Origin of the sequence: Streptomyces adustus (assembly GCF_009377175.1) — a bacterium.
Taxonomy (GTDB): domain Bacteria; phylum Actinomycetota; class Actinomycetes; order Streptomycetales; family Streptomycetaceae; genus Streptomyces; species Streptomyces adustus.
This window is the reverse complement of record NZ_VJZD01000137.1, coordinates 1-25,421: the sequence shown is the minus strand read 5'-3', so window position 1 is coordinate 25,421 and position 25,421 is coordinate 1. Positions and strand designations below refer to the sequence as shown.

Below are 25,421 nucleotides of genomic sequence, written 5' to 3'. Positions count from 1 at the left end.
GGGCGGGGGCGAGGAGGTGGGGGTGGCGAGGACGACCCCGATGCCGCCCTCGTGCAGCAGGTCCAGCAGCCGGTCCAGCCAGCCGAACTCCCTCGCTCCCGGCTCGGGTTCGAGTCTCGCCCAGGAGAAGACGCCGACGGTGACGGAGTTGACGTGGGCGTCCCGCATCAGCCGGACGTCCTCGGCCCAGGTCTTCTCGGGCCACTGCTCGGGGTTGTAGTCGCCGCCGAAGAGGATGCGGCCGCGGGTGGCGTCGTCGAGTCGCGGCATCAGCCCTTCACCGCGCCCGTCAGCATGCCCTTCCTGAAGTGCTTCTGGACGAAGGGCGACAGGACGGCGACCGGCAGCAGCGCCAGCACCATGACGGCCATCTGCACGGCCAGTCCGGACAGTTCGCCGGTCTTGATGGCCTGTCCAAGGCCGACCGGGGCCTCCTGCTTCTGCACCAGTTGGATCATGACGTTCTGCAACGGCATCATGTCCTGGTCGTTGAGGTAGAGGGAGGCGTTGAACCAGGCGCTCCAGTAGCCCACGGCGTAGAAGAGCGTGATCACCGCGAGGACCGCGCGCGAGAGCGGCATCACGATCTGCCAGAGGATGCGCAGGTCGCCCGCGCCGTCGATGCGCGCGCTGTCGATGAGCTCCGGCGAGATGCCCATGAAGAAGCCGCGCAGCACCAGGATGTTGAAGACGCTGATGGCGCTCGGCAGGATCAGCGCGAGATAGGTGTCGGTCAGGCCCAGGGACTGCACCAGCAGATAGGTCGGGATGAGGCCGGCGCTGAAGAACATGGTCGCCAGCAGCGTCATCAGGATCCAGCGGTGGCCGAGCGAGCCGGTGCGGGACAGACCGTAGGCGCACAGCACGGACACCGCCATCGAGAAGAGCGTGCCGACCAGGGTGATCAGGACGCTGATGACGGCGGCCCGGGTGACCTGGCCGCCGCCGAGCAGTTCCCGGTAGGCGACGAAGGTGATGCCCTTGGGCACCATCACCAGACCGCCGGCCTGGTCGATGGTCTTGCGTGAGGAGAGGCTGGTGACCAGGACGATCCAGAGCGGGAAGAGGATCCCCAGGCAGGCCAGTGCCAGGACCAGGCCCTTGCCCGCGAGGCCCGCCCGGCTGGGCTCCTCCTCCCAGACCGGTCGCGGCGGGGCGGCCCACCGGCCCGGTCGGTGCGCCGGGCCGCGCCCGGCGCCGAGTCCCGAACCGCGCCCGGAGCCGTGTCCCGGGCCGTGTCCCGGCTCGTCGCCCGACGCGGGTACGGCCGCGCTCGCCGGTCTGCCGGTCGTGGCGGTCATTTGCGGTACACCCCCTGCTCGCCCATGAGATGGGCCACCTTGTTCGCGGCGAGGACCAGCCCGAGGCTGACGACGCCCTTGACGAGTCCGGCGGCGGCCGCGTAGCCGAAGTCCTGGTTGCGCACGCCGTTCCACCACACGAAGGTGTCGAGGACCTCCGCCGCGCCCGGTCCGACCGCGTCGCGTTGCAGCAGGATCTGCTCGAAGCCGACGGTCAGGGCGTCACCGACGCGCAGCACCAGGAGCAGCGCGATCACCGGGCGCAGGGCCGGCAGGGTGACGTGCCACATGCGCCGCCACCGGCCCGCGCCGTCCATCGCGGCGGCCTCGTACAGGTCGGGGCTGACCGAGGCCAGGGCGGCGAGGAAGACGATGATCCCCCAGCCCGCGTCCTTCCACACGCTCTGCGCGGTGACGAGGAACTTGAAGGTCGCCGGGTCGGTCATGACGTCGAGGCCGTCGTACCCGTGTTGCCGCAGCAGCTGGGAGAGGAGCCCGGCGCCGCCGAAGAGCTGCTGGAAGACGGCGATGACCAGGACCCAGGAGAAGAAGTGCGGCAGGTAGAGAACGGCCTGCGAGATCGCCCGGACCCGGGGCCTGACCACGCTGTTGATGAGCAGCGCGAGCGCGATCGGGACCGGGAAGTACAGCACGAGCTGGAGGACGAACAGCACCAGCGTGTTGCGGACCGCGCCCCAGAAGGCCGAGTCCTCGAAGATCCGCTGGAAGTTCTCCAGCCCCACCCAGGGGCTGTGCAGCATGGAGACGATCCCGTTGTCGCTGACGTAGGGGTCGTAGTCCTGGAAGGCGACGACATTGCCGAGGATCGGTATGTAGTTGAAGAGCAGGACCAGCACGACGGCCGGCAGGGTCATCAGCAGCAGCACGCGGTCGCGTCGCAGCCGGTGCCGCAGACTCGGCTCTCCCGGGGGCCGCGCCCGCCGCGCCCCGGTGGCGCCGTCGGACGCCACCGGGGTCGTAGCCGTCGTGTCGGCCTCGGTCCCGCTCCGAGGCACCGTGCTGTGGGACACGCCGTTTCTCCTCGTCTCGCCGCCGGTCAGTTCGCCGCCGAGCCGTTGTCGTCGAGCAGCTTGCGGTACCAGTCGCGCAGTTGGTCGCCGCCCTTGCTCTTCCAGTCGGACACGGCCTGCTGCATGTCGCCGATCTTCTTGCGGCCGCGGACGATGTCGTCCTCCAGCTGCTCGAAGTCGTTGGCGAGGTTGGTCCAGCGGGCGGGTTCGGTGATCTGCATGCCGTAGAAGGGGGACTTCCTGGTGAAGGCGCCCATCCGCTGCTGCCACTCGACCTGCCCCTTGGCGACCTCGGGAAGGTCGGGGTGGGCGATGGTCGCGGCGGGGCTGGCGACCATGACGAAGGCGTTCAGTACGTCGATGTTGCCCTGGTCGGTCTTGACCGGCAGCCCGTCCTTGACGGTGTAGTGGGTGCCTTCGACGCCGTAGTTGGTGAGCATGTACTCCTTGGTGCCGTACGGCGCCGCGGTGACGTTGGCGACGGCCAGCACGTCCCGGATCACCGACTCGGAGGCCTTCTTGTTGACGAAGGCGAAGATGCCGGCCGGGTTCTTGGCCCACAGGGTGGGGTTGCCTCCGGCGTGACCGGGGATGTCCATGCCCCAGATCCGGAAGTCCGGGTTCTGGGTGGCCTGGGCGGCGGCCTGGCCGTACCACTGGGAGATGTCCTGGTTGTAGATGAGGAACTCGCCGGCCACGAACTTGGGGGCCGGGTCGGTGGCCTGGCTCTTGCCCAGCTTGGCGTCGGGGTGGACGAGTTCCTCGGCGAACAGCTTGCGCGTCCACTCCAGCGCTTCGAGGTACTCCTGGGTCTCGATGCGGTTGACGAGCTTGCCGTCGACGAGGTTCCAGCCGAGCGACTTCTCGTCGCCGGACAGCACGCCGAACATGTTGAAGGCGGTCCACTTCATGTCCAGGCAGGCCCAGCGCTTGGCCTTGGCGTTGGTGATCTCCTTGGCCAGGGCGTGGAACTCGTCGGCGGAGGTGGGGACCTGGTACCCCTCCTTGTCGAAGACGTCCTTGCGGTAGAAGGGCACGATGCTGGTGACGTACGAGGACGGCATCGGCAGGCCGCGCAGCTTGCCGCCGAACAGGGAACGCTGCCAGGCGTCCGTCGGGATCGCGGCGAGGTTCGGGTACTGCTTGACGGCGTCGCCCGAGAGGTAGGGCCCGAGGTCGGCGAACTTGGCGATGATGGCGCTGGGGATCTTGCCGGTCATGTTCCAGCCGGGGACGACCACCACGTCCGGTACGTCGCTGGAGGCGAGGACCGCGCCGAGCTTCTGGTCGTAGGTGTTGCCGTCCTGGTTCTGCCAGACGACGTCGACGCCGATGAGGTCGTTCATCGCCGTGTAGTAGGCGTTGTCGGCCTTCGGCGGGGAGCCCCAGAACGGGGACATGATGGAGACCTTGCCGCCCTTGCCGAGCTTCTTCGGCACCGAGGTCTTCAGCGTGGCGAGGTCGAGCTTGCCGGTGAAGCCGACCGCGGAGCCGTTCCTGGCGGCGATGTCGGGGGTCACGACGTTGCCGGCGACGTAGGCGGGCAACAGCTTCTTGGCGTCCTTGCCCGACGTGGTGCCGTCGCGCGAGCCGCTGTCCGAGCCGCCGCAGGCGGCCAGCAGGGGCATCCCTCCCGCCACCGCGGCGGTGGCGACCGCCGTCGAGGCGAGGAAGCTTCTCCGGCTCGGGGCAGAGGAGGCGGAAGCGGCGTTCGGCGTCATTGCGTCAACCCTTCGTGGCGCACCAGGACACCCGGCGGTGGCCGTCGGCTGCGGTGTCTCGAGTGGAACTGGCTGAGCCGAAGCGGGTCCTCCGACCAATACCGAGGAAAGTGCCCCTCCCGAGGGCGGCCTCGCAGTCGAAGCGCTTCGATGTTGCTGCGAGGTTAGGTGAAGGGCAGGGGGTGCACAAGGGTCGCTTCCAAGATTCCTCCGAGGTGTCCGGGGCGGCCCACCGCTCCTACACGGCTTGGCAAGTCGGCCATGCGCCAGACTTGTTGGCGGTAAGTGCCTTGACACCCGCCCCTGAGTCGAATGAGCATCGAAGCGCTTCGAAGGCGTTGTGCCGCTGCCTCGCAAGGAGATCCCCACGTGACCCCACCCTCACCGTCCGCACCGCCGTTTCGCGATCAGCGACTGCCGTTCGCGAAGCGCATCGACGATCTGCTGGGGCGGCTCACCCTGGACGAGAAGGTCTCCTTCCTGCACCAGTTCGCCCCGGCCGTGCCGCGCCTGGGCATCGCCGCCTTCCGCACCGGGCAGGAGGCCCTGCACGGCGTGGCCTGGATGGGCCCGGCGACGGTGTTCCCGCAGGCGGTGGGCCTCGGCGCGACCTGGAACCCGGAGCTCGTACGACGGGTCGGCGAGGCGGTGTCCAAGGAGGTCCGCGCGATGCGCTCGCGCGACGACCGGGTGGGCCTGAACGTCTGGTCGCCGACCGTGAACCTGCTGCGCCACCCGCTGTGGGGCCGCAACGAGGAGGGCTACTCGGAGGACCCGCGGCTGACCTCGGCCATCGCGGTCGCGTACACCCGGGGGCTGCGCGGCGATCATCCGGTGTACTGGCGCACCGCGCCCGTCCTGAAGCACTGGCTCGCCCACAACAACGAGACCGCCCGGGACACCGCGTCGAGCTCCGTGCGCCCCCGGGTGCTGCACGAGTACGACCTGCGGGCCTTCCGCGAGACGGTCGAGGCGGGCACGGCGGCCGGGGTGATGCCCGCCTACAACCTGGTCAACGGCCGCCCGAACCATGTCTCGCCGCTGCTGCGCGAGCAGTTGCGCGCCTGGACCGACGACGACCTCCTGGTCTGCTCGGACGCGGGCGCCCCCTCCAACCTGGTCGACTCCGAGCACTACTTCGACACCCACGAGGAGGCGACGGCCGCCGCCCTGCTGGCCGGCGTCGACAGCTTCACGGACCACGGCACGGACGGCCGGACGATCGTCGCGCGCGTCCGAGGCGCCCTGGACCAGGGCCTGCTGACCGAGGCGGACGTCGACATCGCGGTGCGCCGCCAGCTCTCCGTCCGCTTCCGTCTGGGCGAGTTCGACCCGGACCACGACCCGCACACGGGCGTCGACGACTTCGACACCCCGGCCCACCGCGCGCTGGCGCAGGAGAGCGCCGAGCAGGCGATCGTGCTGCTCGGCAACGACGGCCTGCTGCCCCTGGCCCCCGGTACCCGCCTCGCGGTGGTCGGCCTGCTCGCCGACGAGTGCAAACTCGACTGGTACAGCGGCTCGCTGCTGCACCGCTCCACTCCCCTGGAGGCCCTGTACGAGCGGTTCGGCGCCGAGCACGTCGAGTTCGCGGAGGGCGTGGACCGGGTGCGGCTGCGCACCTCCGCGGGGACGTTCCTGCACGTCCCCGCCGTCGACGACGCCGGCGAGGACGCCGAGGGGGTGCGCGGCACGGAGGGCGCGCTGGATCCGGCCCTGCTCGCGGGCCGCACCGATCTGCCCCCGCTCACCACCGACGTCCTCGGCACGGAATTCGCGCTGGTCGACTGGGGCGAGGGCGTGCTCACCCTGCGCGCCCCCGACGGCCGCTATCTGTCGGTCGCCGACGACGGGTACGTCCGCGCCTCCGCCGACCAGCCCGGCGGCTGGGTGGTCCAGGAGACCTTCCGTCTCGAACCCCATGGCAACGGTCACCTCCTCAGGCACCTGGGCACCGGCCGCCCCGTGTGTGTCGCCGCCGACGGCGTGCGGGTTGCCGACGAACCCGACATCGGCCCGGAGATCTTCGAACTCGTCCTGGTCGAGCGCGGCGAGGACGCGGTGGCGCGGGTCGCCGCGCGGGCGGACGCCGTCCTGGTGGTGGCGGGCAACGACCCGCACATCAACGGCCGCGAGACCGAGGACCGTACGACGCTGCGGCTGCCCGCCCAGCAGGAGCGGCTGCTGCGCGCCGCCCGCGCCGCCGGCCCGCGCACGGTGCTGGCGCTGGTCTCGGCCTACCCCTACGCGTTCGGAGCGGGCGGTCTGTCCGCCGTGCTGTGGACCGCGCACGGCGGGCAGGCCGCGGGCACCGCCCTGGCCCGGGTGCTGGCCGGCGACGTCTCCCCCGCGGGCCGGCTGCCGCAGACCTGGTACGCCGACGACGCCGACCTGCCCGACCTCCTCGACTACGACGTGATCGGCTCGCGCCAGACGTACCAGTACTTCGAGGGCACCCCGCTGTTCCCCTTCGGCCACGGCCTGTCGTACGCGTCCTTCGCCTACGCGGACCTGACGGCGGACGGCACGGGCGGCACGGGCGGCACGGTCCGCGTGTCCTGCACGGTCACCAACACCGGTGCCGTCACCGCCGACGAGGTCCCCCAGCTCTATCTGCGCGCCGCGGCCCCGTCGGTGGTCCGCCCGCGCCGGGAACTGGCGGCGCACACCAGGATCACCCTGGCGCCCGGGGCGAGCGCGCGGCCCGTCTTCGAAGTCCCCCTCGCGGCCTTCGGGTTCTGGGACGTGGCACACGGCCGATGGCGGGTGGAACCGGGCCCGTACGAACTGCTCGTCGGCGCCTCCAGCGAGGACGTCCGGCTGCGTACGGCCGTGACGCTCGGCGGTGCGAGCGCGGCACCGCGTCCGGTGCGCGAACGGGGCCTGGGCGCGGCCGACTTCGACGAGCAGAGCGGGATCGTGATCGTCGACCGTACGAAGGCGTCCGGCGACGCGGTGACGCCCGGACCGGCCGGGACCGGCGAACTGGTCTACCGCGACTGCGACTTCGGCGCGGGCGTCCGCCGGGTGACGGTGACCGTGGCGGGCACGGGCACGGTCGAGGTGTCGCTCGGCGGCGGCGCGCCGCTCGCCACGCTCCCCCTCCCCGCGCCCGGCTCCGGCTCCGGCTCCGGCTCCGGCTCCGGCTCCGGCTCCGGCTCCGGCCCGTACGACTACCGCACCCTCGGCGCCGACCTCGCCGCCGAGGGCGTGCGCGATCTGCGTCTCAGGCTGCGCGGCCCGCTGCGGCTCGCGCACGTCGGCTTCTCCGGTTGAGGGTCCGGAGGAGGCCGACGCAGAGAAGGGGCCCGGTACCGAGACTCTCGGTACCGGGCCCCTTCGGGGTGTGTGCTGCGTCAGAGGGCGAGGCCCGTGAGCACCAGGACCCGCTCGTAGGTGTAGTCGTCCATCGCGAACTTCACACCCTCGCGGCCCACGCCGGACTGCTTGGCACCGCCGTACGGCATCTGGTCGGCGCGGTAGGAGGGCACGTCGCCGATGACGACGCCGCCGACCTCCAGGGCGCGGTGGGCGCGGAACGCGGCCTGGAGGTCGTGGGTGAACACGCCCGCCTGGAGGCCGTACTTGGAGGTGTTGACGGCGGCGAACGCCTCGGCCTCGCCGTCCACCTTCTGCACGGTGAGGACCGGTCCGAAGACCTCCTCGCAGGCGAGGGTGGCGTCCGCCGGGACTCCGGTCAGGACGGTCGGCGCGTAGGAGGCGCCTTCGCGCTTGCCGCCGGTGAGGAGAGCGGCGCCCTTGGCGACGGCCTCGTCGACCCAGGACTCCACGCGCTGCGCGGCGGCCTCGCTGACCAGCGGGCCGACGTCCGTCGTGGCGTCGGAGGGGTCACCGGTGACCTGCGCCTCGACGGCGGCGACGATCCGCGGCAGCAGCCGGTCGTGGACGGCGGAGTCCACGATGACCCGCTGCACGGAGATGCAGGACTGGCCGCCCTGGTAGTTGGAGAAGGTGGCGATGCGGGTCGCGGCCCAGTCGAGGTCCGCGTCGCTCGCGAAGTCGCCGAGGACGACGGCCGCGCCGTTGCCGCCCAGCTCCAGGGTGCAGTGCTTGCGCGGCACCGAGTCCATGATCGCGTAGCCGACCGTCTCGGAACCGGTGAAGGAGATGACGGGAAGGCGCTCGTCCTGGACCAGGGCGGGCATCTTGTCGTTGGCGACCGGGAGGATCGACCAGGAGCCCGCGGGCAGCTCGGTCTCGGCGAGCAGGTCGCCGAGGATCAGGCCGGAGAGCGGGGTGGCGGGCGCCGGCTTGAGGATGATGGGCGCGCCGGCCGCGATCGCCGGGGCGACCTTGTGGGCGCACAGGTTCAGCGGGAAGTTGAAGGGCGCGATGCCGAGGACGACGCCCTTGGGGAAGCGCCGGGTGAGGGCGAGACGGCCCTGGCCGCCGGCGTCGGTGTCGAGGCGCTGGGCCTCGCCGCCGTTGAAGCGCCGGGCCTCCTCGGCGGCGAACCGGAACACCGAGACGGCGCGGCCGACCTCGCCACGGGCCCACTTGATCGGCTTGCCGTTCTCGGCGGAGATGAGCTGCGCGATCTCCTCGGTCCGCTCGGCCAGGCGCCTGCTGACGTGGTCGAGGGCGGCGGCGCGCACATGGGCCGGGGTGGCGGCGAACTCGTCCCGGACGGCGTAGGCGGCGGCGACCGCCTCCTCGACCTGGGCGTCCGTCGGCACGCTGACCTTGGCGACGAGCCGGCCGTCCCACGGGGAGGTGACGTCGAAGCTGTCCTCGCCGGTGACCTGGCGGCCGGCGAGCCAGAAGGCGTGGGTGGAAGTCATGTGCGAGTTCCCGGCCCTTCCGCTTGGAGGTTTTCTTGGCTTTCCTCCACCACGGTAGGCCCGCACGGGCGAGCGGGCGTTTGTCCGTGCAGGAGTGATGGCCGCCCGGGACGCTACGGTTTGGCACGGTCGCCGCCGGGCCCTCCGCCGTGCCCGGGGACACGGCGCCCTTGTCGGGCGCCCACCCCCCGGCGACGGACGGGCCGCGTAGATCCCTCAAGGCCGGACAAGCCCCCGGGCCCGGGGCGGGCTCAGGTTCGAGGCGGGGCGGGTTCCGGGGCCGCCGTCGCCTTCAGGGCCAGCCACAGCTCCATCCGTACGTCCGGATCGTCCAATGACCGGCCGAGGATCTCCTCCACCCGCCGCATCCGGTACCGCAGGGTGTGCCGGTGCACCCCCAGGTCCGCCGCCGCCGCGTCCCACTGCCCGTGCCGGGACAGCCAGGCCCGGAGCGAGGCGACGAGGTCGCCGCGGCCGGTCGCGTCGTGCTCGTGCAGCGGCCGCAGCAGCCCGTCCGCGAACGCCTTCACCGCGTCGTCGGCGAGCAGCGGGACCACGGACCCCGCGGCCAGCTGCTCGTGCTCGACGAAGACCCGTCCGCGCCGCCGGGCCACGGACAGCGCCTGCTCGGCCTGCTTGTAGGCCGCCCCGGCCGCGATCGGCCCGGCCGGCGCGGACAGCCCCACGACGAGCTCGTCCTCCTCGCCGCCGGCCGTCTGCTCGCGCGTCCCCGCGGCCCGCGCCGCCTCCAGCGCCGTCGCGTACTGCCCGCACGCCGCCACGGCCGCGCCCCCGTCCACCGCCAGCACCACCAGCCGCTCCCCCTCCGGGACGACGAGGACGGCCTCGCCGGCGCGCGCGGCGGCGGACTCGGCGGTCTCGGCCAGCCCGCCCAGCGGATCGCCGCCCGCCTCGGCGGCCACCAGCGCGGCCGCCGACGGCTTGGCGGCGGCCACGCTCGCGGCCGGCTCGGACTGCGTGCGCGCGAGCGCGGCGGAGGCGGACGCCGACTCGGCGACGATGACCCGGAAGGGCGCGTCGAGCAGCCCGCCGTAGAGGTCCCCGGCGACGGCACGGGCGTGGTCCGGCTCCCCGGCCAGGAGCATACGCAGCACCGCCGCGCCGACCCGCTGTTCCGCGGCGTGCAGCGAGCGGGAGCGCTCGGTGGTGAGGGTGAGCAGCGCGATGGCCGAGTGGACGGCGTACCGCTCGGCGGTGCCGAGCGCGGCGGCCGTGCCCACGGCGAGCGCCGCCCGCGGCCGGCGGCCGGTGCCGAGCGAGTGCAGTTCGACACGGTCCTCGTTGCCGGGGCCGCCGACCACCGACGAGGCCGGGGCCGGCCGCTCGCGCAGCCGCTCCACGTCCGCGGTGAGCCGCGCGGCCCGGCGCAGCGCCCACTCCGGCGCGGTGGCGACGACGGCGCCCGAGGCGTCGTACAGCGCGGCCCAGCCGTCGACCTGCGCGGCGAGTGCGGCGAGCAGGCCCTCGGGGCCGGAGCTGAGGGTCTGCCGGGTCAGTTCGCGCTGGGCGGCGAAGCCCGCGGTCACGGCCCGGTACTGGTCGGCGGCGATCGCGGCGGAGACGGCCTTGCTGATGGCCAGGAACGGCGTGCGGCGCGGCACCTCCAGCAGCGGCAGTCCCTCCTGCTCGGCCGCGTCGACCAGCGCCTTGGGGATCTCGTCGTAGTTGACCCCGACGGCGAAGCCGAGCCCCACCACCCCGGCGCCCACGAGCCGCTTGACGTACCGCAGCATCGCCTCCGGATCCTCCGCGTCCAGGGTCAGCGCGGTGATCAGCAGCAGCTCGCCGCCCTCCATGTACGGGACGGGGTCGGCGAGCTCGCTGACGTGCGCCCACCGGACGGGCACGTCCAGGCGCTCCTCCCCGGCCCGCACGGTCAGCTTGAGTGCGGAGTGGTGGACGAGCGAGGCGAGCGTAGGGGGCATGAGGCCTTCAGGTCTGTGGGTCCGGTCCGGCGCTGTCCGTACGGGTCCGGGCAGCTCCGGTGGTCACCGCGGCCTTTTGGCCGCTGCGTATGAACAACCTATGCAGATTCTGCCTCACCGTACGGTCATCGTGTGACCGTACGTTCACGGATGTGGCTCAGTGGCCCCGTACCACCCGTCCGTCCCCCAGATCCACCAGCAGCGGCGGCGCGTGATCGCCCTTGACGGTCGTCAGCGACAGCACCGCGTGCCCCGGGGGCACCCCGTGCGCGAGTTCGGACGCCGACCAGCGTTCCCGTTCGACCTTGCGCACGGTCACCGCCTCGGTGGTCACCGCCTTGCCCGTCACCAGCTTGCGCAGCGCGTGGATGGCGCGGGTCATCGGCTGGTCCGCGAAGACGGTGTGCTGGGCCACCTCACGCGTCTCCACCCATTCGGTGCCCCAGGCGGCGGCGAACCTGCTGCCGTCCCAGGTCGTCACCCCGGACAGGGCCAGCCGGCAGCCGACCGCGCCGTACAGCGGCCCGTGCAGGGCCTCGGGGACGTCCGCGACGGTACGCAGCGCGAACACCACGCCCGCGTTCTGCGAGCGCAGTCCCTGCGTCCGGCGTACCGACCCGGCGGTGACCGCGCCGGTCGCGTCGTCGAGGACGAGCCCGGCGAAGTGTGCCCGGCCGGTGTCGCGGACGACCGCGGCGAACTGGGCCAGCACGAGCCGGGTGATCAGCCGGGACGCCTCCTCGTGCCCGTGCTCGGGCAGGTCGACACGGACCCGCAGCGGATGGTGGGCCACCGCGCGCAGCGAGAACGGGCGGATCGTGTCGTCGCCCGCGCCGAAGAAGTCGGCGAAGGCGGGCCGGTCCAGCAGGGCGAGCCGGTCGGCGAGGGCCGGGGCCGGGTCGGCGGGGGTGCCGGCCTGCCGCAGCCGCGCGTCGAGCTCCCGGCGCATCGCGAGGTGCCGCTCGCCCGCCAGCGCCTCGCGCAGGGCCGCCAGTGCCGTGGGCTCCCCCTCCAGCAGTTCCCGCAGCACGGGCAGGGACGGGAACGCGCCGTGCGCCGCCCGGTACGGCCCGAGCAGCTGGGCCAGGGCGGTGGCGGCCCGCTGGGCGCCGACGGTGTCCAGGTCGCCCGCCAGCGCCTCGGCGAGGAAACCGGCGGCCTCGTCGGGATCGTCCGACTCGGCATACGGGTCCAGGTCGTGGACGGACGCGGGGTTGCCGATCCGCACCACGACGTCGAACGCCGAGTCCGGGCCGAGCGGCGTCCCGGCCGCGCAGACGGCGACCACGGCACACCGGCCGGTCAGCGCCTGGAGGGCGAGGGACTCCACCACGGGAGCGATCACGTGCCGGGTCTTGCCGGACCCCGAAGGGCCGACGACGAGGAGCGAGGTGCCGAGCGTCTCCGGGCCGAGGGCCGCGCCCGCACCGCCGTAGGCCGGCGGGGTGCGGTCGCCGCTCGCCCACCGTCCGATGCGCACCTGCCCCGCGAGCAGGTCGTGCCGAGCGGCGCGGCCGGGCAGGTCGCGGGCGCCGGAGGGGTGGGTGAGGGCGGCGGCGCCCTGGCGCAGCACGGCGTCGGTGAAGGCCGCGAGCCGCGCCAGGCTCCTGGCCTGGGTCCAGGCGTGCGCGACCCGGGCGCAGTCCACGTCGTTCATCCGGCCGGCCCGCACCTCGGCGGTGAGGATGTCCGCCGCCTCGTGCTGCCCGGCGGCGCGCAGTTCGGGCCAGGACGTGCGGGACTCGTCGGGGGCCGGCTGCGGGGCCTGACCCGCCGGGGTGCCGCCGCGGGCGGCGAGCCGGGTCCGCAGCAGCGGCCACCAGCCGCCGATCCTGGCGAACGGCCACAGGACGAGCAGGGTGATCGCGGCGTAGAGGGCGTCCGTGGTCAACGCCGAGGTGAAGACGTCGTAGCCGCCGGTGATCAGGACGACGAGGGAGAACAGGGGGTCCACGACGGGCAGCGCGTCCCAGCCGACGCCGAAGGCGCCCGGGAAGACGAAGCTCAGCGTGACCAGCGCGCCCAGGGCCGCGAGCAGGGCGCGCGCGGGCTGCCCGCGCCGGGTGACCAGGTGCCGGACGATGTCGCCCCAGCTGCCCAGCCGGCCCATGGCGTACACGAGCACGGCGAAGAAGACGCCGTCGTAGACCACCCTGGCCTCGGCGCCGTCCATGCCCCGGGGGGAGGCCAGGGTGCCGCCCCACCACCAGTCGTCCGGAGTGAACAGCCGCAGCAGCGCCCACTGGTACGGCAGGGTGCCGCGGCGCCACAGGGACCACAGGAGCAGCGCGACGACCAGCGGGACCAGCACGCCGACGACGGTGACCGGGGCCAGTCGCTGCGCGGCCCGGGCCGCCTTGGGCAGGCGGTAGCCGAGCCGCCAGATACCGGGCCGGGCGTCCGGGCGGGGCGCGTCCAGCCAGTCGGCGACGGCCGGCCGGGTCCGCGCGCCCGGCTCCGGGGCGCGCGCGGGCGGCGGCGCCGACGGCCTGGCCGGGACGGCCGGCCCGTCCTGCGATCCCGCCGGGCGCGGCACAGGATTCGCATGCGTGCCCCGTGCGTCCTGCGTCCCGTCGCTGTCCATCGCCGTTGCCCCCTGACCAGCCGCTCCGTCCACCATCAGCGAGCCAATCTAACGCCCCCGCAAGGGGAGTTCACCGCTTACCCGGCCGGACCGCGGCAATGCCCCGGGGGCCTGCTATGTCCACGGCGGACAACCGGCGCCCCGGAAAACGCCCACATGGAGCATGCCCACCCCACCCTCTCCGTCCTAGCCTGCGAGAAAAGAGGTAAGCGTCCGAAAACGCCCGCCCGGATTCTCCGGTTTCGCAAGATCTTCAGGGAGCCCCCCATGACCGCACTTCCGCAGGAGCGCCGCGTCGTCACTGCCATCCCCGGCCCGAAGTCGCAGGAGCTTCAGGCCCGCCGTCTGGCCGCGGTCGCGGCCGGCGTGGGTTCCACGCTCCCTGTCTTCACCGCCCGCGCGGGCGGCGGCATCATCGAGGACGTCGACGGCAACCGCCTCATCGACTTCGGCTCCGGCATCGCGGTGACCTCGGTCGGCGCCTCCGCCGAGGCCGTCGTGCGCCGCGCCTCCGCGCAGCTCGCCGACTTCACCCACACCTGCTTCATGGTCACGCCCTACGAGGGTTACGTGGCGGTCGCCGAGGCCCTGGCCGAGCTCACCCCGGGTGACCACGCCAAGAAGTCCGCGCTGTTCAACAGCGGCGCCGAGGCCGTCGAGAACGCCGTCAAGATCGCCCGCGCCTACACCAAGCGCCAGGCGGTCGTCGTGTTCGACCACGGCTACCACGGCCGTACGAACCTCACGATGGCGCTGACCGCCAAGAACATGCCGTACAAGAACGGCTTCGGCCCGTTCGCGCCCGAGGTCTACCGCGTGCCGGTCGCCTACGGCTACCGCTGGCTGACCGGCCCGGAGAACGCCGGCGCCGAGGCCTCCGCCCAGGCCATCGACATGATCAACAAGCAGATCGGCGCCGACAACGTCGCCGCGATCATCATCGAGCCGGTGCTCGGCGAGGGCGGCTTCATCGAGCCCGCCAAGGGCTTCCTGCCGGCTATCAGCAAGTTCGCCAAGGACAACGGCATCGTCTTCGTCGCGGACGAGATCCAGTCCGGCTTCTGCCGCACCGGTCAGTGGTTCGCGTGCGAGGACGAGGGCATCGTCCCGGACCTGATCACCACCGCCAAGGGCATCGCGGGCGGTCTGCCGCTCGCCGCCGTCACCGGCCGCGCCGAGATCATGGACGCCGCGCACGCGGGCGGCCTGGGCGGCACCTACGGCGGCAACCCGGTGGCCTGCGCGGGTGCGCTCGGCGCCATCGAGACGATGAAGGAGCTCGACCTCAACGCCAAGGCGAAGAACATCGAGGCCGTCATGAAGGCGCGCCTGACCGCCATGGCCGAGAAGTTCGACATCATCGGCGACGTCCGTGGCCGTGGCGCGATGATCGCCATCGAGCTGGTCAAGGACCGGGCCACCAAGGAGCCGCACCCGGAGGCGGCCGCCGCGCTCGCCAAGGCCTGCCACCAGGAGGGCCTGCTGGTCCTGACCTGTGGCACCTACGGCAACGTGCTGCGCTTCCTGCCCCCGCTGGTCATCGGCGAGGACCTCCTCAACGAGGGCCTCGACATCATCGAGCAGGCCTTCGCGCGCATCTGAGCCCACTTCCCGCACGTCTGACGCGGTGAACGGCAGAGCGTGTGAAGAACGTGTGCGAGGTGGATGGCAGGACCCGGTTCCGGCTGTCCCGGGGGGATCCGCTGCCGTAGGTTCTCTTCAGATGAGAGATTCACCCTCACCCACAGGGGACTGTGGGTGACATCGGGCCGAGGCCTCCCCAGCTTCGACCTGGTCGTGCCCTCGCGCACACACCCGGGGCCCCGGCCCCGGATTTCCTCACCGATCGGACAGTCGCCCGCCCCAGACCCCCCGGGGCGCGCGGCCTGCCGATCCGGACGGCCGCCTCGGAACCACCCCCCCTTGTTCCGGGGCGGCCGACCTGCGTTCAGCCACCGGGCCGACGCGCCGACACACGCCGCCCGACCGCCCCGCTCGCCTCCATGAGCGGGGCGGTCCGCGTCGTCCCGGAGCCGCGGTGTTCCCGTGCTCCGGCTCGCACCTGGCAGGCTGGAGCCCATGCCGACCCGCCCGGACCCGCAGCCCGAGTGCGTTCCCGCGCCGCCGACCGCCGCAGGACCGCCCACGGTCACGACACCGCCCACCGTCACGACACCGCCCACCGTCGCGACAGCGCCGCCCGGACGGCGACCGCGCCCGCTCCTGCTGCTCGTGCCGGGGGTATCGACGCTCCTGTTCGCGCTCATCACCTGGCAGGTCCTCGTCGACGGTCCGCTGCTGCGTGCCGACGAGCACGTCAGCCACGCCCTGATCCGTCCCGACCGTCTCGGCGAGCTGCTCTCCGACCTCGGCGGCGTCCCGATCGCGGTGCCCGTCCTGGCCCTGGTCGCGGCGTACGCCGCCCGGGCGGGCCGGGCCGCCGGAACGCCCCGCTGGTGGCTGCCGCCGCTGGCCGCGGCCGCGCTGCTGGTCCTGGTCCCGGCGATCGTCGTCCCGCTCAAGGAGTGGACCGCCCGCCCGGGCACCCCGGCCGTGCCGCCCGCGGTCGGCTACTACCCCTCCGGCCACACCACCACCGCCGCCGTCGCCTACGGCGCGGCGACCCTGCTGCTCCTGCCCCTGCTGCGCCCCGGCCCGGCCCGCCGCGCACTGGCCTGCGGCTGCCTCGTCCTGGTGCTCGGCGTCGGCTACGGCCTGGTCCGGCGCGGCTACCACTGGCCGCTGGACGTCGTGGCCGGCTGGTGCCTGGGCACGGTGCTGCTCTTCGCGCTGTGGCGCTTCCTGCTCCGGCTGTCCGCGGGGAGCACCCCCCGGCAGCGGTGGGAACGCTAACCGCCCTCCTCCATCGCCAGCCCCGCCGCAGCCTCGTGCATCGCCAGTTCCAGGAGGGTCGGGTCGGTGAGGGTGCCGGCGCCGTCCGGCGGGACCAGCCAGCGGACCTTGCCGGCGGACCGGCCCGGATACGGCACGACGATCCAGCTTCCGGCGCCGACCGTACGGATGCCGGTGCCGAGCCAGCGGGCCGCGGTGCCGGGCGGCACCAGGAAGCCGACGCGCGCGTCGCCGAAGTCGGCCAGCACCGGACCCGGCTGGTCGAGGATGCGGGTGAGCACGTCGAGCGTCGGAAGGCCGAGCTCGCCCGGCAGGATCAGTACGTCCCAGGCCTTGCCGGCCGGCAGCAACGCGATCCCTCGGGGGTTGCGCTCCCACTCGAAGCGGCAGGCCTCGGGGTCGGGTGCGACGGATGCCAGCCAGTCGACGGCCGTCTTCGCGCCGGTCATGAGAGGACCTCCCCGTGTCTCGTGGACGCTGTCGCGTCACGAGGGAGAGGGAGGTCCCCCGTCGGCATTACGCGGGTTGCGGCTCCCCGAAGGAGTGAACCCGGTCATACCCGTCGGCCGGCCCGCACCCGGTGACGGGCGCGCCGCCGGTCAGCTGTCGAAGCCCAGGCCCAGCCGGTCCATCGTCTTCAGCCACAGGTTGCGCCGGCCGCCGTGCGAGTCGGCCCGGGCCAGCGACCACTTGGTGAGCGCGATCCCGGTCCAGGCGAACGGCTCGGGCGGGAACGGCAGCGGCTTCTTGCGCACCATCGCCAGTTCCGTGCGCTCGGTCCGCTCGCCCGCCAGCAGGTCCAGCATCACGTCCGCGCCGAACCGGGTCGCCCCGACGCCCAGACCCGTGAACCCGGCCGCGTAGGCGACCTTCCCCTGGTGGGCCGTGCCGAAGAAGGCCGAGAAGCGCGAACAGGTGTCGATCGCGCCGCCCCAGGCGTGGGTGAAGCGGACGCCCTCCAGTTGCGGGAAGCAGGTGAAGAAGTGCCCGGCGAGCTTGGCGTACGTCTCCGGGCGGTCGTCGTACTCGGCGCGCACCCGGCCGCCGTAGTGGTGGATGGCGTCGTAGCCGCCCCACAGGATCCGGTTGTCCGCCGACAGCCGGAAGTAGTGGAACTGGTTCGCCGAGTCCCCGAGGCCCTGCCGGTTCTTCCAGCCGACCGACGCCAGCTGCGCGTCGGTCAGCGGCTCGGTCATCAGCGCGTAGTCGTAGACCGGCACGGTGTACGCCCGTACCCGCTTGACCAGGCTCGGGAAGATGTTCGTACCCAGCGCGACCCGGCGGGCGCGGACCTCGCCGTACGGGGTGCTCACGGCCATGCCGGCACCGTACGGCTTCAGGGCCAGGGCGGGGGTGTGCTCGTAGATCCGTACGCCCGACTCGATGCAGGCCTTCTTCAGACCCCAGGCGAGCTTGGCCGGGTCGACCATGGCCACGCCCCGGCGGTCCCACAGGCCGGCCTGGAAGGTCGGCGAGGCGACCTGCTCGCGCACGGCGTCGGCGTCCAGGAACTCGATGCCGTCGGCGAGGCCCTTGCGCTCCAGCTCCTGGTACCAGTCCCGCAGCTCCCACGCCTGGTACGTCTCGGTGGCGACGTCGATCTCGCCGGTGCGCTCGAAGTCGCAGTCGAGGGAGTAGCGGGCGACCGCCTTCTCGATCTCGTCGAGGTTGCGGGCGCCCAGCTCCTCCAGCTTGTGGATCTCGTCCGGCCAGCGGGTGAGGCCGTTGGGCAGGCCGTGGGTGAGGGAGGCGGCACAGAATCCGCCGTTGCGGCCCGAGGCGGCCCAGCCCACCTCACGGCCTTCCAGCAGCACCACGTCACGGCGCGGATCGCGTTCCTTGGCGATCAGCGCGGTCCACAGTCCGCTGTAGCCGCCGCCGACGACCAGCAGGTCGCAGGTCTCGGGGCCGGTGAGCGCGGGCTCGGGGTGGGGCTTGCCGGGGTCTTCGAGCCAGTACGGGACCGGCTGTGCTTCGGAAAGAGACTTTGTCCACCGGGTCATGGCGCTTGGGGCCATGATTTCAACTCCCTACGAAGGGTCTAGCGAATTGGAATTTCCGAGGAGGCCTATGCCTTTTGCCTGCCGCGGCGGTTTCCGATGAGCATGGAAACCAGGACGAACAGTACGGCGAGCAGGAACATGGCCGTACCGATGACATTGATCTGGACGGGCGTGCCGCGCTGTGCCGAGCCCCAGACGAACATGGGGAACGTGACGGTCGAGCCCGCGTTGAAATTGGTGATGATGAAATCGTCGAAGGAGAGCGCGAAGGACAGCAGCGCGCCGGCGGCGATTCCGGGGGCCGCGATGGGCAGGGTGACCCGCAGGAACGTCTGCACCGGTCCGGCGTAGAGGTCCTGGGCCGCCTGCTCCAGGCGCGGGTCCATCGACATCACGCGCGCCTTGACCGCGGTGACGACGAAGCTGAGGCAGAACATGATGTGGGCGATCAGGATCGTCCAGAAGCCGAGCTGGGCGCCCATGTTGAGGAACAGGGTGAGCAGCGAGGCGGCCATGACGACCTCGGGCATCGCCATCGGCAGGAAGATCAGCGAGTTCACCGCGCCGCGGGCGCGGAAGCGGTAGCGGACCAGCGCGAAGGCGATCATGGTGCCCAGGACGGTGGCGCCGACCGTCGCCCAGAAGGCGATCTGGAGGCTGAGCGAGAGCGAGCCGCACATGTCGGCGACGCCGCACGGATCCTTCCAGGCGTCCGTGGAGAACTGCTGCCACTGGTAGTTGAAGCGGCCCTTCGGTTTGTTGAAGGAGAACACCGTGACGACGATGTTCGGCAGCAGCAGATAGGAGAGCGTCAGCAGTCCCGCGATGACCACGAGATGGCGCTTGAGCCAGTTGACGAAGGGCATTTAGACCAGATCCTCCGTCCCGGACCTGCGGATGTAGAAGGTGACCATGGCGAGAATCGCGGCCATGAGGATGAAGGACAGCGCCGCGGCCGTCGGATAGTCGAGAATGCGCAGGAACTGCGTCTGGATGACGTTTCCGATCATGCGGGTGTCGGTGGAGCCGAGCAGTTCGGCGTTGACGTAGTCGCCGGCCGCCGGGATGAAGGTCAGCAGCGTGCCGGAGACCACCCCGGGCATCGACAGCGGGAAGGTGACCTTGCGGAAGGTCGTGATCGGCTTGGCGTACAGGTCGCCCGCCGCCTCGTGCAGCCGTCCGTCGATGCGCTCCAGCGAGGTGTAGAGCGGCAGGATCATGAACGGCAGGAAGTTGTACGTCAGACCGCACACCACCGCCAGCGGGGTGGCCAGGACGCGGTCGCCCGCCGTCCAGCCGAGCCAGCTGGTGACGTCCAGGACGTGCAGCGTGTTCAGGGCGCCGACTACCGGACCGCCGTCCGCGAGGATCGTCTTCCAGGCGAGGGTACGGATCAGGAAGCTGGTGAAGAACGGCGCGATCACCAGGATCATGATCAGGTTGCGCCAGCGGCCCGCGCGGAAGGCGATCAGGTACGCCAGCGGATAGCCCAGCACCAGGCACAGCACGGTGGCGGCGCCCGCGTAGAAGACCGACCGCAGGAACTGCGGCCAGTACTCGCTCAGCGCGTCCCAGTAGGTCGCGAAGTGCCAGGTGACCTTGTAGCCCTCTTCCAGGGAGCCCGTCTGCACGGAGGTGGAGCCCTGGTAGATCATCGGCAGCGCGAAGAAGACGACGAGCCACAGGAGTCCGGGCAGCAGCAGCCAGTACGGGACGAGGCGGCCCCGCTTCTTCGGTGGCTTCGGCGCGGGCTGCGGCGCGAGCGGTGGCGCCTCGGCCTCGGTGACGGTTGCCATCAGGCGGCCTCCTCCTCGGCCGTCTCGACGCCGGCGTCGATGTCCTGGGCGGCGTCGAGGCCGAAGGTGTGCTCCGGGTTCCAGTGCAGGACGACCTCGGCGCCGGGCGCGAGCCGGGAGTCGCGGTCGATGTTCTGGACGTAGACCTCGAACTCGGGGCAGACGGGGCTGTCGATGACGTACTGCGTGGAGACCCCGATGAAACTGGACTGCGCGATCCTGCCGGTGACGCGGTTGCGGCCGTCGGGTATCGCGTCCGCCTCGTCGGCGTGGACGAGGGAGATCTTCTCCGGGCGGACCCCGACGAGGACCTTGCCGCCGGTCGCCGTGGGCGCGGAACAGCGCGCCTCGGGCAGGACGAGCCTGCCGCCGCCGGCCTTCAGGACGATCTCGGCGCCGGACTTGGCGTCGACCTCGGCCTCGATGAGGTTGGAGGTGCCGAGGAAGTTCGCGACGAACGTCGTCTGCGGGTTCTCGTAGAGGTCGGCGGGCGAGCCGAGCTGCTCGACCCGGCCCGCGTTCATCACCGCGACCGTGTCGGCCATGGTCATGGCCTCCTCCTGGTCGTGGGTGACGTGGACGAAGGTGATGCCCACCTCGGTCTGGATCCGCTTGAGCTCCAGCTGCATCTGGCGGCGCAGCTTGAGGTCGAGGGCGCCGAGCGGCTCGTCGAGCAGCAGCACCTTGGGGTGGTTGATCAGCGCGCGGGCCACGGCCACACGCTGCTGCTGGCCGCCGGAGAGCTGGTGGGGTTTCTTGCGCGCCTGCTCGCCGAGCTGGACCAGGTCGAGCATCTCCTCGACCTGCTTCTTGACGCTCTTGATCCCGCGCCGGCGCAGGCCGAAGGCGACGTTCTCGAAGATGTCCAGGTGCGGGAAGAGGGCGTACGACTGGAAGACGGTGTTCACCGGCCGCTTGTACGGCGGCAGGTGGGTCACCTCCTGGTCGCCGAGGTACACGGTGCCGGAGGAAGGTTCCTCCAGACCGGCGATCATGCGCAGGGTGGTGGTCTTGCCGCAGCCCGAGGCGCCGAGCAGGGCGAAGAAGGAGCCCTGCGGCACGGTCAGGTCGAGCGGGTGCACGGCGGTGAAGGAGCCGTAGGTCTTGCTGATCCCGGTGAGGCGGACGTCGCCGCTGGTTTCTGTCGTCATCATCGTCACGCCCCTGTGAGCTTCGCGAACTTCTCTTCGTAGGCCGTCTCTTCCTTCTGGCTCAGCGCGCGGAAGGAGTGGGACCTGGCCTGCATGGCCTTGTCGGGGACGATCAGCGGGTTGTTCGCCGCGTCCTCGTCGATCTTGGCAAGGTAGGGCTTCACACCTTCGACCGGAGTCGCGTAGTTGATGTACGCGGCGAGCGCGGCGGCCTGCTCCGGCTCGTAGTAGAAGTCGATCAGCCGCTCGGCGTTCGTCTTGTGACGCGCCTTGTTGGGGACCAGCATGTTGTCGGTCGACGTCATGTAGCCGCTGTCCGGGATGACGAAGTCGACGTCCGGGCTGTCGTTCTTGAGCTGGACGATGTCGCCGGCCCAGGCCACACAGGCCGCGATGTCGCCCTTGGTCAGGTCGGAGGTGTAGTCGTTGCCGGTGAAGCGGCGGATCTGGCCGTTGTCGACGGCCTTCTGGAGCCGGGCTATCGCCGCGTCGAAGTCGTCGTCGGTGAACTTCGCCGGGTCCTTGCCCATGTCCAGCAGGGTCATGCCCATGGTGTCGCGCATCTCGGACAGGAAGGAGACGCGGCCCTTGAGCTTGGGGTTGTCGAGGAGGTCGGAGACCGACTTCACCTCGATGCCGTCGAGCGCCTTCTTGTTGAAGGCGACGATGGTGGGGATGCCCTGCCACGGGTACGAGTAGGCGCGTCCCGGGTCCCAGTCGGGGTTGCGGAACTGCGGCGACAGGTTGGTGTACGCGTGGGGCAGGTTGGAGGGGTCCAGCTTCTGGACCCAGCCCAGGCGGATCACGCGCGCGGCCAGCCAGTCGGTGAGGACGACCAGGTCGCGGCCGGTGTCCTGGCCCGCGGCGAGCTGCGGCTTGATCTTGGCGAAGAACTCGTTGTTGTCGTTGATGTCCTCGGTGTACTTGACCGAGATGCCGGTCCGCCGGCGGAACGTCTCCAGCGTCGGGTGGTGCTTGCCGCTGTCGTCGAGGTCGATGTACTCGGTCCAGTTGGAGAAGTTGAGGGTCTTCTCCGTGGCCGAGTGGTCCTCTGCCGAGGTGCCGCCCTGCGTCTTGCCGGCCGCGGGGATCCCGCAGCCGCTCAGCGCCCCGATTCCGCCGACCGCGAGCGCGCCGCCCGCGGAGGCGCGCAGCAGCGAACGGCGGGTCATGGCTGCCCTGCCGTTGCGGAGGCTGCGCCGCATGGCGGCCGTCTGGGCCGGGGTCAGGCGGTCGGGCTCGTACTGCTCCATGCGCGTGGTGCCCTTTCGGGAGGATGGGCGGCCGCGGGTCAGGCGGCCTGGTTTCTCACTCGGCGGCGGCCGGTCGTCTCGGGTGTCCGGCCGCCGCGTATCCGGCTACCGCCGGGCGGCGGTCACGGCCGGTCCCCGAAGACGGTGCGGTGCCAGTCCTTCCTGGCTACCGCGGTGTTGTCGAACATGACGTGCTTGACCTGGGTGTATTCCTCAAACGAGTACGCGGACATGTCCTTGCCGAAGCCGGACTGCTTGTAGCCGCCGTGCGGCATCTCACTGATGATCGGAATGTGGTCGTTGACCCACACACAGCCCGCCTTGATCTCACGGGTGGCCCGGTTCGCCCGGTAGACGTCCCGGCTCCACGCCGAGGCGGCAAGGCCGTACGGCGTGTCGTTGGCCAACCGGAGGCCCTCATCATCACTGTCGAACGGCAGAACGACCAGTACCGGACCGAAGATCTCCGACTGGACGATCTCACTGTCCTGAGCGGCGTCCGCGACGAGAGTGGGTCGATAGTACGCACCGTCCGCGAGCTCCCCCTCGGGCACCTCGCCACCGGTGACCACGCGCGCGTAGGCACGCGCCCGGTCGACGAAACCCGCGACGCGGTCGCGCTGGACGTGCGAGATCAGCGGGCCGAGGTCGGTGCCGGGGGCGAACGGGTCGCCGAGCCGTACGGTCTCCATCAGCTCGGCCGTGCTCGCGACGAACGCCTCGTAGAGCGGGCGCTGCACGTACGCGCGCGTGGCGGCCGTGCAGTCCTGGCCGGTGTTGATGAGGGCGCCCGCGACGGCGCCGTTGGCGGCGGCCTCCAGGTCGGCGTCGTCGAAGACGACGAAGGGGGCCTTGCCGCCCAGCTCCAGGTGGATCCGCTTGACGGTGGCGGTCGCGATCTCGGCGACCCGCTTGCCGACGGCGGTGGAACCGGTGAAGGAGGTCATGGCCACGTCGGGGTGGGCGACGAGGTGCTCGCCCGCCTCCCGGCCGGTGCCGGTGACGATGTTGACGACCCCGTCCGGCAGTCCGGCGTCGGTCGCCGCCTGGGCGAAGAGCAGCGCGGTCAGCGGGGTGAGCTCGGCCGGCTTCAGCACGATGGTGTTGCCCGCGGCGATCGCCGGGAGGATCTTCCAGGCGGCCATCTGGAGCGGATAGTTCCAGGGCGCGATGGAGCCGATCACACCGATCGCCTCACGGCGGACGTACGACGTGTGGTCGCCGGAGTACTCGCCCGCGGACTGCCCCTGGAGGTGCCTGGCGGCACCGGCGAAGAAGGCCGTGTTGTCGATGGTCCCCGGGACGTCGAACTCGCGGGTCAGCTTGAGCGGCTTGCCGCACTGGAGCGACTCGGCACGCGCGAACTCCTCGGCGCGCTCGGCGAGCACGGCGGCGAAGCGGTGCAGCGCCTCGGAGCGTTCGCCGGGCGTGGCGCCGGACCAGCCGGGGAACGCCTCGCGCGCGGCGGCGACGGCCGCGTCCACGTCGTCGGGCCCGGCCAGTTCGAAGGTGTAGACCTCCTCACCGGTGGCGGGGTCGACGACCGCGTGGGTGCGACCGGAGGTGCCCTTCGTCAGACGGCCGGCGATGAACTGCGCACCGTCCGCCAGACGTTCCTGGGCGGGAAACCGGTCCGGGGTGGCGTTGGCTGTGCCCGGGTTCTGCATGTCGCTCTCCTCCGCCGTCGGCCCGCTCGTACTGGTCGTACGGGGGTCGGGTGGCGTAGCTCCAGCTCGATTTGAGTGCCGATCCTGACAGAGCAATAGGACTCCAACAAGTGATTCCGTTGTTGCCTTTTGGTTACGCGACGGAATCTGTCGACCAGGTGTCGAGTCGGCACGGAAAAGGAAGGACGGAGTGTCAGTGGCACCTGCCAGACTCGCGTGCATGGGGAAGATCGATTCTTGGGAGACCCTGGTCAGCGAGGTCCACGCGGGGGCGAGGATCAAGTACTTGCGGTTCTGGGGCCATCGCCCCCGGCCCGACGGACAGCTCGGGGCGAGCTGTCTGAGTCAGTGGTGGCCGTCACCGTTCGTGGTCGAAGGAGTCGCCTACGCGACCGCCGAGCACTGGATGATGGCCGGCAAGGCACGGCTCTTCGACGACCCGGAGGCGGAGCGGCTCGTACTGGCCGCCGGGCACCCCGCGCAGGCGAAGAAGGCCGGGCGGCTGGTGCGCGGCTTCGACCAGACGGTGTGGGAGCGCGAGCGGTTCCGGATCGTGGTCGAGGGCAGCGTCCACAAGTTCGGCTCCGACGCCGGGCTGCGGGACTTTCTGCTGGGCACGGGCGACCGCGTGCTGGTGGAGGCGAGCCCCGTCGACCGGATCTGGGGCATCGGCCTCGCCGCGGACGACGAGGCGGCGGCGGACCCGCGGCGGTGGCGGGGGCCGAACCTGCTGGGATTCGCGCTGATGGAGGCCCGGGAGCGGCTCGCCTGAGATCAGGGGGCGATGAACATCAGGACGATCATTCCGATGCCGAGGAAAATGCCCACGCCGCCGCAGATGGCACCGGCCAGGGCCTGGCCCCCGTTCGTGGCCTCGCCCCGGTTCGCCTTCCGACGGCCGATCAGGCCGAAGATCAGTCCGAGGACGCCCATGATGATGGCGATCGGCCACAGACAGAACACGACGGCCGACAGGATGCCCAGCACCAGACCGGCGGTGCCCATCCCGTTGTCCGCCATGGGCGGCAGCGGCATACCGGGCCAGCCGTAGTAGCCGGGGAGGCCGGAGGCACCCGGGGCCTGCGGTCCATGGGCGCCGCCGCCGTAGCCCGGCTGCGTCGGGTAGCCGTAGCCGCCGGGGTAGCCGTACGGCGTCTGCCCGGGGCCGTCCGGGGCGATGGGCGGCGGCGGGACCGGCTCGCCGCCCTGGGCCGGAGGTGCGAAGGGGTTGCCGGGGGCACCGCCCGGCGTCGCCGCGGGGTACGGCGGCGGATAGGCGCCGCCCGGACCGCCGGGCCCGGCCGGGGAGGGAG

Annotated in this window: 18 protein-coding genes and 1 pseudogene; 4 read left to right on the top strand and 15 right to left on the bottom strand. The window is 71.7% G+C overall.

Going from position 1 to position 25,421, the window contains the following annotated elements:
- The 4 genes from FNH09_RS28230 to FNH09_RS28215 form a co-directional block, all read right to left on the bottom strand.
- The coding region (locus FNH09_RS28230; RefSeq protein WP_202919768.1) for a beta-galactosidase at nt 1-270 on the bottom strand (270 nt) is incomplete at its 3' end.
- On the bottom strand, nt 270-1,301 hold the full coding sequence (locus FNH09_RS28225) for a carbohydrate ABC transporter permease (protein WP_238427156.1): 1,032 nt from the start codon (nt 1,299-1,301) through the stop codon (nt 270-272). The genes FNH09_RS28225 and FNH09_RS28230, both read right to left, overlap by 1 nt.
- Complete coding sequence (locus tag FNH09_RS28220) at nt 1,298-2,332, bottom strand: ABC transporter permease subunit (RefSeq protein WP_162469224.1); 1,035 nt, start codon at nt 2,330-2,332, stop codon at nt 1,298-1,300. The genes FNH09_RS28225 and FNH09_RS28220 overlap by 4 nt, the downstream gene beginning before the upstream one ends.
- A 26-nt stretch (nt 2,333-2,358) precedes the next feature.
- A complete protein-coding gene (locus FNH09_RS28215; protein WP_152892733.1) occupies nt 2,359-4,053 on the bottom strand; it encodes an extracellular solute-binding protein in 1,695 nt (564 codons plus the stop codon).
- Between the two features lie 312 nt (nt 4,054-4,365).
- Between FNH09_RS28215 and FNH09_RS28210 the strand changes: the two genes are divergently transcribed.
- A complete protein-coding gene (locus tag FNH09_RS28210) occupies nt 4,366-7,329 on the top strand; it encodes a glycoside hydrolase family 3 C-terminal domain-containing protein (protein ID WP_152892732.1) in 2,964 nt (987 codons plus the stop codon).
- An 80-nt stretch (nt 7,330-7,409) separates the two neighbouring features.
- On the opposite strand, the gene FNH09_RS28205 is transcribed toward FNH09_RS28210, so the two are convergent.
- The 3 genes from FNH09_RS28205 to FNH09_RS28195 all read right to left on the bottom strand — a co-directional run bounded on the left by FNH09_RS28205 (nt 7,410) and on the right by FNH09_RS28195 (nt 13,385).
- Nucleotides 7,410-8,855 (bottom strand): aldehyde dehydrogenase family protein, encoded by a 1,446-nt coding sequence (locus FNH09_RS28205; RefSeq protein ID WP_152892731.1) that lies wholly within the window; start codon nt 8,853-8,855, stop codon nt 7,410-7,412.
- Between the two features lie 251 nt (nt 8,856-9,106).
- The gene (locus FNH09_RS28200) at nt 9,107-10,801 is read right to left on the bottom strand and encodes a PucR family transcriptional regulator (protein WP_152892730.1); all 1,695 of its coding nucleotides are present in this window, start codon (nt 10,799-10,801) and stop codon (nt 9,107-9,109) included.
- Nucleotides 10,802-10,958: 157 nt separating this feature from the next.
- Complete coding sequence (locus FNH09_RS28195) at nt 10,959-13,385, bottom strand: type IV secretory system conjugative DNA transfer family protein (protein WP_152892729.1); 2,427 nt, start codon at nt 13,383-13,385, stop codon at nt 10,959-10,961.
- Between the two features lie 267 nt (nt 13,386-13,652).
- Here FNH09_RS28195 and gabT point away from each other — a divergent pair, with 267 nt between their 5' ends.
- Nucleotides 13,653-14,987 carry a 4-aminobutyrate--2-oxoglutarate transaminase gene (gabT, locus tag FNH09_RS28190; RefSeq protein ID WP_152892728.1) on the top strand — a complete coding sequence of 445 codons (1,335 nt, stop codon included), beginning with the start codon at nt 13,653-13,655 and terminating at the stop codon, nt 14,985-14,987.
- 477 nt (nt 14,988-15,464) lie between these two features.
- Nucleotides 15,465-16,238, top strand: coding sequence for a phosphatase PAP2 family protein (locus tag FNH09_RS28185; RefSeq protein ID WP_152892727.1), 774 nt, complete (start codon nt 15,465-15,467; stop codon nt 16,236-16,238).
- Here FNH09_RS28185 and FNH09_RS28180 read toward each other — a convergent pair.
- The 7 genes from FNH09_RS28180 to FNH09_RS28150 all read right to left on the bottom strand — a co-directional run bounded on the left by FNH09_RS28180 (nt 16,235) and on the right by FNH09_RS28150 (nt 24,108).
- Nucleotides 16,235-16,687 carry a bifunctional DNA primase/polymerase gene (locus tag FNH09_RS28180; protein ID WP_152892726.1) on the bottom strand — a complete coding sequence of 151 codons (453 nt, stop codon included), beginning with the start codon at nt 16,685-16,687 and terminating at the stop codon, nt 16,235-16,237. The genes FNH09_RS28185 and FNH09_RS28180 overlap by 4 nt on opposite strands.
- 150 nt (nt 16,688-16,837) lie before the next feature.
- Nucleotides 16,838-18,256: an NAD(P)/FAD-dependent oxidoreductase gene (locus FNH09_RS28175; RefSeq protein WP_152892725.1), complete on the bottom strand. Its 1,419-nt coding sequence runs from the start codon at nt 18,254-18,256 to the stop codon at nt 16,838-16,840.
- A 50-nt stretch (nt 18,257-18,306) separates the two neighbouring features.
- Nucleotides 18,307-19,107 carry an ABC transporter permease gene (locus tag FNH09_RS28170; protein WP_152892724.1) on the bottom strand — a complete coding sequence of 267 codons (801 nt, stop codon included), beginning with the start codon at nt 19,105-19,107 and terminating at the stop codon, nt 18,307-18,309.
- Nucleotides 19,108-20,037: an ABC transporter permease gene (locus tag FNH09_RS28165; protein ID WP_152892723.1), complete on the bottom strand. Its 930-nt coding sequence runs from the start codon at nt 20,035-20,037 to the stop codon at nt 19,108-19,110.
- Nucleotides 20,037-21,188, bottom strand: a complete 1,152-nt coding sequence (locus FNH09_RS28160; protein WP_152892734.1) for an ABC transporter ATP-binding protein — start codon at nt 21,186-21,188, stop codon at nt 20,037-20,039. Before FNH09_RS28160 ends, FNH09_RS28165 begins: the two co-directional genes overlap by 1 nt.
- 5 nt (nt 21,189-21,193) lie before the next feature.
- On the bottom strand, nt 21,194-22,441 hold the full coding sequence (locus tag FNH09_RS28155) for an ABC transporter substrate-binding protein (protein ID WP_152892722.1): 1,248 nt from the start codon (nt 22,439-22,441) through the stop codon (nt 21,194-21,196).
- A 122-nt stretch (nt 22,442-22,563) separates the two neighbouring features.
- Entirely contained in the window at nt 22,564-24,108 is a 1,545-nt protein-coding gene (locus FNH09_RS28150; RefSeq protein WP_152892721.1) for a gamma-aminobutyraldehyde dehydrogenase, read from the bottom strand.
- A gap of 220 nt (nt 24,109-24,328) precedes the next feature.
- Here FNH09_RS28150 and FNH09_RS28145 point away from each other — a divergent pair, with 220 nt between their 5' ends.
- A complete protein-coding gene (locus tag FNH09_RS28145; protein ID WP_152892720.1) occupies nt 24,329-24,880 on the top strand; it encodes an NADAR family protein in 552 nt (183 codons plus the stop codon).
- Nucleotides 24,881-24,882: 2 nt separating this feature from the next.
- Here FNH09_RS28145 and FNH09_RS49600 read toward each other — a convergent pair.
- A pseudogene (locus FNH09_RS49600) lies at nt 24,883-25,421 on the bottom strand (DUF4190 domain-containing protein); the annotation flags it as partial.

Excerpts from the sequence above, each read along its gene's own strand:
- FNH09_RS28225 (WP_238427156.1), bottom strand. The coding sequence starts at position 1,301 with ATGACCGCCACGACCGGCAGACCGGCGAGCGCGGCCGTACCCGCGTCG.
- FNH09_RS28215 (WP_152892733.1), bottom strand. The coding sequence starts at position 4,053 with ATGACGCCGAACGCCGCTTCCGCCTCCTCTGCCCCGAGCCGGAGAAGC.
- FNH09_RS28210 (WP_152892732.1), top strand. The coding sequence starts at position 4,366 with ATGAGCATCGAAGCGCTTCGAAGGCGTTGTGCCGCTGCCTCGCAAGGA.
- FNH09_RS28205 (WP_152892731.1), bottom strand. The coding sequence starts at position 8,855 with ATGACTTCCACCCACGCCTTCTGGCTCGCCGGCCGCCAGGTCACCGGC.
- FNH09_RS28200 (WP_152892730.1), bottom strand. The coding sequence starts at position 10,801 with ATGCCCCCTACGCTCGCCTCGCTCGTCCACCACTCCGCACTCAAGCTG.
- FNH09_RS28195 (WP_152892729.1), bottom strand. The coding sequence starts at position 13,385 with ATGGACAGCGACGGGACGCAGGACGCACGGGGCACGCATGCGAATCCT.
- gabT (WP_152892728.1), top strand. The coding sequence starts at position 13,653 with ATGACCGCACTTCCGCAGGAGCGCCGCGTCGTCACTGCCATCCCCGGC.
- FNH09_RS28185 (WP_152892727.1), top strand. The coding sequence starts at position 15,465 with ATGCCGACCCGCCCGGACCCGCAGCCCGAGTGCGTTCCCGCGCCGCCG.
- FNH09_RS28180 (WP_152892726.1), bottom strand. The coding sequence starts at position 16,687 with ATGACCGGCGCGAAGACGGCCGTCGACTGGCTGGCATCCGTCGCACCC.
- FNH09_RS28175 (WP_152892725.1), bottom strand. The coding sequence starts at position 18,256 with ATGGCCCCAAGCGCCATGACCCGGTGGACAAAGTCTCTTTCCGAAGCA.
- FNH09_RS28170 (WP_152892724.1), bottom strand. The coding sequence starts at position 19,107 with ATGCCCTTCGTCAACTGGCTCAAGCGCCATCTCGTGGTCATCGCGGGA.
- FNH09_RS28165 (WP_152892723.1), bottom strand. The coding sequence starts at position 20,037 with ATGGCAACCGTCACCGAGGCCGAGGCGCCACCGCTCGCGCCGCAGCCC.
- FNH09_RS28160 (WP_152892734.1), bottom strand. The coding sequence starts at position 21,188 with ATGACGACAGAAACCAGCGGCGACGTCCGCCTCACCGGGATCAGCAAG.
- FNH09_RS28155 (WP_152892722.1), bottom strand. The coding sequence starts at position 22,441 with ATGGAGCAGTACGAGCCCGACCGCCTGACCCCGGCCCAGACGGCCGCC.
- FNH09_RS28150 (WP_152892721.1), bottom strand. The coding sequence starts at position 24,108 with ATGCAGAACCCGGGCACAGCCAACGCCACCCCGGACCGGTTTCCCGCC.
- FNH09_RS28145 (WP_152892720.1), top strand. The coding sequence starts at position 24,329 with ATGGGGAAGATCGATTCTTGGGAGACCCTGGTCAGCGAGGTCCACGCG.